This is a genomic window from Candidatus Sordicultor fermentans (genome assembly GCF_012728195.1).
Lineage (GTDB): Bacteria > Atribacterota > Atribacteria > Atribacterales > Caldatribacteriaceae > Sordicultor > Sordicultor fermentans.
In genome coordinates this window covers 16530-27099 of record NZ_JAAYFP010000041.1, presented here as the reverse complement: position 1 = coordinate 27099, position 10570 = coordinate 16530, and the positions used below count along the sequence as shown (strand labels likewise).

12 protein-coding genes and 2 pseudogenes are annotated in these 10570 nt (G+C 48.0%); all 14 read right to left on the bottom strand.

Features of this window, described 5'->3' with window-relative positions; translation table 11 throughout:
* Window positions 1–126: 126 nt before the first annotated feature.
* Complete coding sequence (locus tag GXZ17_RS02190) at window positions 127–471, bottom strand: nucleotidyltransferase domain-containing protein (protein ID WP_409375657.1); 345 nt, start codon at window positions 469–471, stop codon at window positions 127–129.
* Window positions 413–812 (bottom strand): annotated as a pseudogene (locus GXZ17_RS02185) (HEPN domain-containing protein). The gene GXZ17_RS02190 and the pseudogene GXZ17_RS02185 overlap by 59 nt, the downstream one beginning before the upstream one ends.
* Window positions 813–895: 83 nt before the next feature.
* Entirely contained in the window at window positions 896–1051 is a 156-nt protein-coding gene (locus GXZ17_RS02180) for a hypothetical protein (protein ID WP_409375656.1), read from the bottom strand.
* Window positions 1048–1182 (bottom strand): annotated as a pseudogene (locus GXZ17_RS02175) (biotin transporter BioY); the annotation flags it as partial. The gene GXZ17_RS02180 and the pseudogene GXZ17_RS02175, both read right to left, overlap by 4 nt.
* A gap of 155 nt (window positions 1183–1337) precedes the next feature.
* Window positions 1338–2108 (bottom strand): biotin--[acetyl-CoA-carboxylase] ligase, encoded by a 771-nt coding sequence (locus GXZ17_RS02170; RefSeq protein ID WP_409375655.1) that lies wholly within the window; start codon window positions 2106–2108, stop codon window positions 1338–1340.
* Window positions 2068–3177 carry a YbhN family protein gene (locus GXZ17_RS02165; protein WP_409375654.1) on the bottom strand — a complete coding sequence of 370 codons (1110 nt, stop codon included), beginning with the start codon at window positions 3175–3177 and terminating at the stop codon, window positions 2068–2070. Before GXZ17_RS02165 ends, GXZ17_RS02170 begins: the two co-directional genes overlap by 41 nt.
* On the bottom strand, window positions 3177–4139 hold the full coding sequence (gene cbiB / locus GXZ17_RS02160) for an adenosylcobinamide-phosphate synthase CbiB (protein WP_409375653.1): 963 nt from the start codon (window positions 4137–4139) through the stop codon (window positions 3177–3179). Before cbiB ends, GXZ17_RS02165 begins: the two co-directional genes overlap by 1 nt.
* Window positions 4140–4216: 77 nt before the next feature.
* Window positions 4217–4351 (bottom strand): hypothetical protein, encoded by a 135-nt coding sequence (locus tag GXZ17_RS02155; protein ID WP_409375652.1) that lies wholly within the window; start codon window positions 4349–4351, stop codon window positions 4217–4219.
* Between the two features lie 12 nt (window positions 4352–4363).
* Window positions 4364–4960, bottom strand: coding sequence for an alpha-ribazole phosphatase (cobC, locus tag GXZ17_RS02150; protein ID WP_409375651.1), 597 nt, complete (start codon window positions 4958–4960; stop codon window positions 4364–4366).
* Window positions 4957–5841, bottom strand: a complete 885-nt coding sequence (locus GXZ17_RS02145; RefSeq protein ID WP_409375650.1) for a hypothetical protein — start codon at window positions 5839–5841, stop codon at window positions 4957–4959. The genes cobC and GXZ17_RS02145 overlap by 4 nt, the downstream gene beginning before the upstream one ends.
* Window positions 5838–6605 carry an adenosylcobinamide-GDP ribazoletransferase gene (cobS, locus tag GXZ17_RS02140; protein WP_409375649.1) on the bottom strand — a complete coding sequence of 256 codons (768 nt, stop codon included), beginning with the start codon at window positions 6603–6605 and terminating at the stop codon, window positions 5838–5840. Before cobS ends, GXZ17_RS02145 begins: the two co-directional genes overlap by 4 nt.
* Window positions 6590–7129 carry a bifunctional adenosylcobinamide kinase/adenosylcobinamide-phosphate guanylyltransferase gene (gene cobU, locus GXZ17_RS02135; RefSeq protein WP_409375648.1) on the bottom strand — a complete coding sequence of 180 codons (540 nt, stop codon included), beginning with the start codon at window positions 7127–7129 and terminating at the stop codon, window positions 6590–6592. Before cobU ends, cobS begins: the two co-directional genes overlap by 16 nt.
* Window positions 7110–8144, bottom strand: a complete 1035-nt coding sequence (locus GXZ17_RS02130) for an aminotransferase class I/II-fold pyridoxal phosphate-dependent enzyme (protein ID WP_409375647.1) — start codon at window positions 8142–8144, stop codon at window positions 7110–7112. Before GXZ17_RS02130 ends, cobU begins: the two co-directional genes overlap by 20 nt.
* A 3-nt stretch (window positions 8145–8147) precedes the next feature.
* On the bottom strand, window positions 8148–10562 hold the full coding sequence (gyrA, locus tag GXZ17_RS02125) for a DNA gyrase subunit A (RefSeq protein WP_409375646.1): 2415 nt from the start codon (window positions 10560–10562) through the stop codon (window positions 8148–8150).
* Window positions 10563–10570 lie beyond the last annotated feature (8 nt).

Here is a 10570-nt window from a genome sequence, read left to right as displayed (position 1 = left end):
TTCCTTAGCATATCAATGCTTTTAAATTACAGCCATCAAGGCCGGAAAATATTATTAAAACACCTTTCTGTAAAGCCTGATAAGGGGGCTACAAAGGGGGTTTACCCTTTTATAATCTACCGAAGGCTATAGCCACCGGACCTCTTTTTGCATAACTTGAGCGAAACGTCCTTCTAATTTCTCAAATTCCTCCTCAGTGTAAACCAAAAGGTCAACGGGGACCGGCAGGCTCATAGTATTAAAGTATCGCGACCGCTCCCAGAAGGGATAAGGAGATCTTCGTAAAACCACCACCACATCCAGGTCGCTCCCCGCTCCCCATAAAGGAGTATTATAGGAACCAAAAACACCGATACGCAGGATGTCAGGGTTTTTTCTTTTCTCTTTTTCTACCCAGGAAAGAAGCGCTTCCTCAACTTCTTCTCTCCTCGGCCATTTGAGCACGGACGAATTCAAGGATCTCACGGGCATAACCCACTGCCTCCTTAGCTTGTAGGAAACCAAAATGTTCAAACGGAGCACCTTCAGGAAAGCTGTTGGGGTAGCGAGGGGGGATGTAGTGTCCGTCAAGAACTTTCCCCTTCTCTACCAAATGCTCAGGAACGGGAATAGGAAGCTCCAAAAGAAGCCTTGCCACCACGTGCCCCCATGCTTCTTGCCCCATAAAGAGGTGTAGAGCTTTTACCGCTTTTTCCGTCCGCTACCTGGTGCGAAGCAAAGCATACCCATTCATAATATCCCAGCTCTTCTGAAGAGAGAGCTTGTTGTAAGTCTCTTTCTGCTTGCCTCAACCAGTCAAAAGCTCTCCCCACCTTGAGCGCCAACCTCCTTTTTGACATTATAGCATAGTCAAAGCTCAACCTTCCTGCTTTTTAGCGCTCCTTCCCTCTCTCGCTCATGATTCATCAATCAAAAAGAGGAAAGGTGCTAAAGAGCGTGGAAGGCGAGAGGCAAAGCTTCCGGCTTTCAGGAGGTCAAACACAATAAAGGGGAAAAATCCTATCTGTAAAGTGGTGTAAAAATCCAGCGGCCTACCCAGAAGGAAGGTCATGCTCCACCACAGATAAAAAAACCTGGCAAAAATCCAAAAGTGGGATTAAGAAGATAAGTTAACCCTCCAAAGGAGGGAGAAGCAAAAACTGGAAAGCCTACGAGTCCCAGGAAAACATCCCCCAGAAAAGAAAGCTTCCCGGAGAGAGAATAAAGCCACTCACAATAGCTAAAAAAAAGGAAGGAAGCTAAAAGGGACTATCCCTGAAGAAAAGCGGAACAAAAGGGCAAAAACCACACACAAAGAATAGCGAGAGCGCATCTTACGAGAAACCGAGAAGAGGCTTTCATCTCTCACCTTCATGAAGCGTGGCTTCTCCCCAGGAAACGAGGGTTTCTCCCTCGAAATTAGCGAGCACAAGAGAACCGTCCTCTTTAACGCCCCGCGCCACTCCTCTAACAGTCTTTTCTCCCCAGCGCACCACCACTTCTTTTCCCAGAAGAGAAGAGCGTTTCTCATAGTCTTCTATCCAGGGAGAAAAATCCCCTCCCCTCTCCTTCCAGGCAAAATAGACAGGGAAGAAAAAGGAAAGAAAAGACCTCAAAATCTCTCCTCTCTGCCACATACAAGAAGAGGCCAGAAAAAGAGAAGTGGCGCTCTCCCGCAAAGAAGGAGGGAAATCTTCTCTCGTCTCATTCACGTTTATCCCCACCCCCACGACCACACAAAGGAGCTCGTCCCCGGAAAAGGAGCTCTCTACCAGAATCCCTCCCACTTTCTTATCTCCTAAAAGGATGTCATTGGGCCAGCGAAGAAGTACGTGAAAGCCCTTCTCCTCCAGAGCCCAGGCACAAGAAAGGGCGCAAAGGAGAGCTAAAGAGGTGCTCCGGGGAGGACGAAGGAGAAGAGAAAAAGTGAGGCTTTTCCCCGGAACAGAAAACCAGTCTCTTCCTTTTCTGCCCCTGCCTTTTGTTTGCTCTTCTGCTATAACGAGCGTCCCCTCAGGATAGCCTTCCCGGGCAAGGAGCTTCGCCTCGTCGTTTGTAGAACCAACAGTCTCATAGATTAGAACTTTTTCAAGCCCGGGAACTTCCATTTTTTTCCACCGCCGGGACATTCTGGTTGTTGTTTCCCTCTCCTAAAAGCTGGAAGAACGAAGCTCCTCCTACCAGCATAGGAAAATAATAGGTGATGATTCTCCATAAGAGAATAAACATCCCCAGGCGCCGAGCACCAGCAAACCGCAAAAAAACCGAAGCCAGGGTAATTTCCACGCCCCCGCTAGCTCCGGGAGAGGGAATAAAGGAGAAAATGTAATAAAGAGGAATCTGGGCTCCCACCACTTCTAAATAAGAAGGGTGTACCCCCAAAGAAAGGAGGACAAAATAGGCAACAGAAAAAGTAAATAAATAATTGAACATATAACAAACGATGTTCCAGATTAAATACTGGGGTTTTCTTAAAAAGAGAATGCTAAATCCCCGCTGGAAATCGGTGAAGAATTCCTCAACCCACTTTCTGACCGCTTCTTCAGAAAATTTTGTTCGCTTGAAAGTTCTTTTTACCCAGGAAATTCCCCAATCGGTCAGGCGATAAAGGAGAGAGGGACGGTGTAAAAAGAAAAAAAGGAGAAATAAAACCACACTATACAAGATAGCAAAAGAATAGAGAAGGTGAAGCAGCACCCCCTCCAGGCGAACTCCGATGTTAAAAACGAAGATAAAGACGAAAAGCAAAGCCAATAAACCCACCTGAGAGAGAATGCCACAAACCGTTACCAGGCTCCCCGCCTCACCCCAGGTTAACCCTCGACGAGCTAAAACATAAGCCTGAGCCGGACTACCCCCGGTAGAAAAAGGAGTGATAGAGGACAAAAAATAATTGGAAAGTATGGCCTGAAGAGCATGGGAAAAGCGGATTTTTTTCCCCCAGGCCCGAACAGTGAGAAAAAGACGAAAGCTGTCGATGAGCCAGGCGCATACAACCAACACCAGGCCTATCCCTAAGGGGAGAAGCCGAAAAGAAGAAAGGTCGAGAGTAACCCCTCGGAAGGACGAAAAAGAAAAAATGAAAGCAATGGTCGCCCCGCTTATAAACACCGGAATCAATACCTGCTTTTTCAGCCGATGAGGGTCATAGCGGGGAGGGGAAACAGGGGAAGAACCAGTTTTAACCATATTGCTCATCACCATATCCTGCCCACCAAAATGGAAATTACCGTAAAAAATCCCAGAGCCAGAAAAGAACCCAGGCGCACAATCGACAGCGCTTCTCCAATCCGCTCGGGAGTGAGGTCTAAAACAAAATCCCCCAGAAAAGCAGTCTCTTCTCTTTTTCCCCCGTAGTAATTTACCCCTCCTAACCTCACCCCCAGAGCACCAGCCATAGCACTCTCTGGCCACCCCGCGTTGGGGCTTTCGTGTTTGCGAGCATCTCGAAAAGCTACAGACAAGGCACTTCTTCCCCAGCGACCCAAAACAGAGGCAGCGCAAGCAATAAAAAGAATGCTCAAGCGGGCGGGAAGGAAGTTTAAGATGTCGTCAAATCGAGCGGAGGCAAATCCAAAGAAAAAATAGCGAAAATCCCTGTAGCCCAGCATGGAATCCAGAGTATTGGTTGTTTTGTAAATCAAACCCCCTAAGGCACCAAATAGAGAAATATAAAAGAGAGGGGCCATCACTCCATCGTTAAAGCTTTCTGCTAAAGACTCCACGCACCCCCTTACTACTTCCCACTCTGAAAGATACTCGGTGTCTCTTCCCACCAGATGCTTTAAGCTTTTCCGCGCCCGGGGCAGATCCCCCTCATCCAGAGCCTTCTTCACTTCCTCTCCCCGACGCAATAAGGTGCGCAAAGATAAAAAATTAAAGATGAGGTAAACCTCCGCCACCGAAAAGAGAAACAAAGAATAAGAACGGAGAAAACGACGGAGAAAAAAGTAGCTTACTCCCAGCCCCCCTACCATCGCCACCACTACCACAAAACCCAGAACAAATTCTCGCCGGAAGTGGCGTTCCTGGGGAAAAAGAGCTTTTTCTAAGCCTTCAATTAATTTACCAATTCCCACCACCACGTGCCATCTTCCTCCTGGGTCTCCCAGAAAAAAATCTAAAAGGAATCCTGTCAGCAAATTCAAAGCGCCCACCATTAGGGCTCCACCTCAAAATATCTATGATTAACCACAGAAATCATTGTAACTTCCTCCCTAAAAAGAAAGCGCTTTCTTCACACTGCCGCCGCCCCGGCGTAGTTTGTTTTAATTTTTCTTATCTTTTGTACCTTTTCTACTTGCCGCAAGCTGTTTTGTACCCCCTCGCAATAGCGGCTACCTCGCACAATAGAAAAGGGAGAGGCTGCCATCAAAGCGCTCGCCTACGGCTCTATCTCGGTGTTTAATATGTTCACCACCTGACAAAAAGAATGGTTTCCTCTCGTTTTAACGAGGACTCCAGGGTCAAAAAGAAAGCAATAAGTGGCCGCAAAGTCCACTTCCAAAAGATAAGCAAATATAGAGCGAATCACCCCCCCGTGGGTAACCACAAGCACTCTTTCTTCTGGTCTACTGAGGAGTTCTTCCCAAAAAGGAACCACTCGCTCCAGAATAGTTGAAAAACTTTCCCCTCCGGGAGGAACAAAGAGAGAAGGAGCCTCTCTCCATTTTTTAACTTCCTCGGGGGATTCTTTTTCCAAATCTTCCCAGCTTTTTCCCTCCCAGCTTCCAAAAGAGCGCTCCTTGATTTCTTCTCTTACTTCCCAGTTCTCAGAAGGAGCGACCAACCGGGCGGTCTCCTGAGTACGACAGAGGGGGCTTACAAAAACTCGCTCAAACTCCACTCCTTTTAGAATTTCTCTCACTTTATTAATTCTTCTTTCGCCCTTTGGAGAGAGAGGGACGTCGGTCCAGCCAGCAAAATAGCCTTTTTCCGTAGCATCGGTATCGCCATGGCGAAGCAAATAAATCTCTTTCATAGTTCCACCACCCTCACTCCTCCAGAAATAACTGCGTTAACTTCTATTTTCACTTCTTCCCCCTTTAGCGCTTCCCTTACCCGAGAGAGCATCTCCTGCGGAGCATATACTCTTCGGTCAAACAAGATTCCCAAGGCTCTCCCGGTATGAGCCCGGTTTACCCCCACAGCACCTATCTCTCGATAAAGAGAAATCACCTTCTCCCATAAATCTTCTTTTTCCGCTTCCTGCACAATCTCGCCACTTAAAGTGGCTCCTCGCCCCACCAAAGAGAGGTCTCCCTCTTCTAATCCTCGCTCCACAAGATAAAAAGCCTCTTCTACGTCCCGGCGGTGCCTCTCCCAATTCTTTCGCAGCTTTTCTCTATCCAGCGTTAAAGTGTCTCTCTTTCCTGGTAGTTCCACCACCACCACTCCCAGATAACGAGGCAGGGGCAAAGATAATTTAACTTGTCCCTCTAAATGGTCAAAAACAGAGAGCTCCGAGAAAAAAACACCATCGGTGGGCTCCACCTGCAGCGCTATTCTCGCGATTTCTTCTTCTCGAAGAGGCCTCCCCAGGAGTCGTGCAAGAGCTCCTAAAAGAGCAGCAATGTCAGCAGTGCTCGAGGCCAGGCCCTTACCCTCCGGGATTTCTCGCAGACGGCGAAAAGCGACCTGTCCGACCAGGTGTTCCATGCCCCATTCTCTCAGGGCTATTTCCAGCGCTTTTTCGCTCTTCCACAGGATGTTTCTCTTCTCTTTCCCTCTCTTTTCTTCTTGCCAGATTACCTCCATCTCGCTGTAGCGGTCGATGGGCAAAGAGATGAGAACCTCCTTCCCCTCTCGGAATCCCTGTACTAATTCCCCCATGCTTCCTGGACAAATAGCTCTTTTTCTCAAAATCTACCTCCTGCTAAAATCAAAATTTCTGCCAGCTCAATCCCCAGACCCACAAGATCTCCATTTAGCCCCCCGAAAATTCCACTCAATCTGTTACCCAGAGGATAAATAATAGCAAAGACGAGGATAATTTTCAAAAGGGTCTCCACCCCTCCCAGCATAAAACCCATAATTCCTGCAACGACGAGCCAGAAGAAAAAATAAAAAGGGGGAATTCGCCCCACAAATTCTTCCCCCAGACCTTTCTTTGTGCGAGGAAAAGGGTGGAAAAAAGCTCCCCACTGGAGAGCTGCCGCTCTTCCCAGAAGAGGTGCGAGAAACAAAAAAAGAAGAGGGTCTTTTTCTATTCCCTGCAAAAGAAAAACCTTGGCTCCCACCAGAAATAAGATTCCCAACACTCCAAAAGTACCGTGATGGGAATCTTTAAGAATCTCTTGCTTCCGCTCCTTGCCGGCACCAGAAAAAAGAGCATCGAAAGAATCGGCCAGGCCATCCAGGTGTAAGCCCCGGGTGAGGAAAATCCAGATAAAAGTCACCAAAAAAGCGGAAAGGAGAGAATCCCGGGTTAAAAAATGGAGAAGATAAAAAAGCGAAGCATTTACTGCCCCGATCACTGCGCCCACCGCGGGGAAGAAAAAACTGGCCCGAGAAAGGTCGCCTTCTTTGTATTCTCCAGTATCTGTGGGAAAAACGGTGAGAAAGCCCCAGGCCATCTTTAACCGTCGTATCGTCTCTTTGCCTGCTTTTTTTATTTCAGCCGCCACGGTATCCCTGCCACCACCAAATATGCTTCATCCACCTGGCTGGCTATCCACTGATTAACCCTTCCCTGTAGATCTCGGAACTCTCTTCCGGCGGGGTGTTCTGGAACCACCCCCATCCCCACCTCATTGCTCACTAAAAGCAGCAAAAAGTGCTCTTTTTTTCTTTTTTCGAATATACGCGATAGCTCCCTACACAGGCGTTCATAAGTTTCTTCTCCATCCTTTTCTTTCCAGAAAATATTGTTCACTAGGAAAGTGACGCAATCCAGCACCACCCCCTGCCCCCTCCAGTCTTTTTCTAAAGCTTCTCCCAGGCCAAAAGGAACCTCCTCTACTTTCCACATCGCGGAGCGCTCTCTCTGGTGGCGGAGAATTCGCTCTTCCATCTCCGGATCAGTAGCCACCCCAGTAGCTAAATACAAAGGAGAAAGGCCGCTTTCTTCTACCCACTCAAGGGCCAGGCGGCTTTTTCCGCTCCGTGCTCCTCCTAAAAATAGTACGCTTTTATCCCAGTTCTCTTGCATAATCTCTCACCGCCTCTATTAATTGCTGGTTCTCTTCGCGAGTTCGCACTGCTATGCGGAAGTAGCTATCATCTAAACCAAAAAAATCGGAAAGGCTCCTCACCAATATCCCTCGCTCTTCTAAAAAAGAAGAAAAAAGTTCTTTACCCTGTCTCAATCGAATGGTGTAGAAATTAACTTCCGAGGGAAAAAGTTCCCCGATCTCCCCTTTTAAGTTTTCTTCTATAAATCGCTTTTCTCTCCGGAGGTTCTCTTGCGTGGTAGCTCGAAAAGAGGCCAAATCCCCTTGAGCAATGATTTCTAACACCCGGGCCAAAAGGGAGTTTATGCTCCAGGGCTCCAGATATTCCTCCAGAAAAGAGCAAGAAGAAGGATGGGCAGCAATGAACCCTCCCCGCAAACCGGGGAGAGTAAAATATTTGGTAAGAGAGCGAATGATATAAAGACGAGGGTTCTCCCCGAGGCGGGAAACCCAGGAGGTTTTTTCTTCTATAAACTCCTGAAAGGCTTCATCCACAACAAGTATTGTTCCTTTTTTTAAGCTCATCTCCCACAAATAGTCTAAAAGAAAAGAAGGAGGGCTCACTCCCCAGGGGTTGGTGGGGTTTCCCCACACCACGATATCTGCTGGGGGAAGAGAGTTAGAAGAAACGGGGAAAAACACCCTCTCTATTTTTTTTCCGGCACGGGAAAAACTTCGGGCATACTCTGAAAAACAGGGCTCTAAGATGAGAACCGTCTCTCCGGGGAGCTGACGGGCTAAAAGATAAATTCCTGCCGTTGCGCCGTTCGTGGGCAGAATAAAAGAAGAAGAAAGATTATAAATCTTGGCCAGCTCTTCTCTATAGAAGGAGCAGTCAAGAGGAGGGTAAACTGTAGCATAATAAAAAAGCTCTCCCCATCTCTCTTTTACCTCCCGGGGAGGACCCCAGGGGTTCAAGTTGGCAGAGAAATCCAAGTAGGTTCTACCGCTTTTTCTCTGCCACTCAATAACTCTTCCTCCGTGCGTCATCATCAATCAACTCAGAGCAAAAGAAGCAAGACGATCTCCCTCCTCGAGGCGAATTAGCCTCGCTCCCCGGGCAGTGCGCCCCTGCACCGGGATGTCAGCCACTGAGAGGCGAATCAAAATTCCTTCCTGGGAGGAGAGCAATATTTCATCCTTTTCCTCTGCTAAAGCGATGCCCACCACTTCGCCGATTTTTTTACCGGTCTGCATGATTCTTACCCCTTTTCCTCCTCGGTGCTGGCGAGGAAGCAAGGCGTGGTCCAGTCTTTTCCCCCATCCTCCACTCGAGACGAGAACCAGGTGTTTATTTTCTTCCAGGGGAACCGCTCCCACCACCCGATCTCCAGGGCGCAGCCTTATCCCTCTCACCCCTCTTGCTCCTCTACCCATAGACCTTACTTCTTCCTCACTGAAAGTTATTCCATAACCCCGGGCAGTGGCTAAAAGCACATGGTCTTTCCCTCCAGAGATGAAAACGGAAGCCAGCTCGTCCCCTTCTTTTAGTTCTATAGCTTTCAATCCCCGGCGAGTGATGGAGACAAATTCCAGCAAGTCCACCTTTTTTACATTGCCCTGAGCGGTAACAAAGAAAAGATGCTTTCCCGCCCCGAAGTCGCGCAAAGAAATGAAAGTAAACACCCGCTCTCCTTCTTCCAGGGGAAGAAGATTGACAAGATGAATTCCCCGAGAAGAGCGAGAAGCATCCGGTAGATGGTAAGAAAGAAGCTGGAAAACTCTTCCGCGACTCGTGAAAAGCAAAAGCCGATGCCAGGTGCTAGAGACCACTATCTGGCTAACGGCATCCTCTTCTTTGGTTACGATACCGGTAACTCCCTTCCCCCCTCTTCCCTGACGGCGATAAGAATCTAAAGAGGTTCTTTTGATGTATCCGTCTTGAGTGAGGGTGACAACTATTTCTTCTTCAGGGTACAGCTCCACCTCTTCTATGTCTTCTCCATCTTCTTCTACGATACGGGTTCTCCTCGCATCTCCGTACTTTTCTTTGATTTCTTCCAGCTCTTCCCTGATAACTGCTTTCAATGCCTCTTCTTTTTCTAAAATTTCTTCCAGTTTCTTTATCTCTATTTTTAATTCCTCATATTCGGTAAGGATTTTTTCTCTCTCTAAAGCCACCAGGCGCTGCAAGCGTAGTTCCAGGATGGCCTGAGCCTGTTTTTCACTGAAGCCCATCTCCTTCTGTAATCTCTCTTTAGCTTCAGAAACGCGGGAAGAAGAGCGGATGAGCTGAATCACCCGGTCAATATCGTCCAGAGCTCTCAAGAACCCCTCCAGAATGTGAAGCCGGTCTTTCCCCTCTCTCAAATCGTGAGCGCTTCTGCGCAAAATTACCTGACGGCGGTGCTCTAAAAAACAGAGCAAAGCCTCCTTCATTCCCAGGGTTTCCGGACGTCCATCTACTAAAGCAAGCAGTATCACTCCAAAGCTGACCTCCAGCGCCGTACGCTTGTAAAGGTGGTGAATGACCCGCTGAGGATAAGCCCCTCTTTTCAGCTCTAAAACTATTCTTATTCCCTCCCGGTCTGATTCGTCTCGAACCTCCGAAATCTCGCTGAGTTTCTTCTCGTCCACCAGGCGTGCAATGTTCTCCACCAGGTTGGCTTTGTTTACCTGATAAGGCAACTCTTTAACCACAAGGGCCATCCTGTTACGACCTATCTCCTCTACTTCTATCTCCCCTCGCAGAATAAGCTTTCCTCTTCCTTCTCTAAAATAATCACGAATCCCCTCTCTTCCCACTATTTTTCCATAGGTGGGAAAATCCGGTCCGGGGATGATTTCTAGAAGCTCCTCTACTGAAGCCTGTGGATGATCTAAAAGATAAAGACAGGCGTTTATGAGTTCTGTTAAATTGTGAGGAGGGATATTGGTGGCCATGCCTACTGCAATACCTGAGGCGCCATTGGCCAGAAGTTGAGGGAGGGCTGCCGGTAAAACCACCGGCTCCCGGAGTGACTCATCAAAATTGGGAGCAAAATCTACCGTATCTTTTTCTAAGTCCCGGAGCATTTCTGAGGCAATAGGAGACATCCGGACCTCGGTATAGCGCATGGCTGCTGGCGGGTCTCCATCGATGGAGCCAAAGTTGCCATGCCCGTCTACTAAAGGATAACGGTAAGTGAAATCCTGCGCCATACGCACTAAAGCATCATAAACCGCCATGTCCCCGTGGGGGTGATATTTACCCAGCACATCTCCCACCAAGCGGGCGCTTTTTTTATAAGGTTCGTTATGGCGAAGGTTCATCTCGTGCATAGCATAGAGGATACGCCTCTGTACCGGCTTTAAGCCATCCCGCACATCGGGGAGAGCTCTCCCCACAATGACACTCATGGCATAGCTCAGGTAAGCATCCTTCATTTCCTTGTTTACATCTACTGGAACAATTTTTCCTGTTTCTTTCATAAACTATC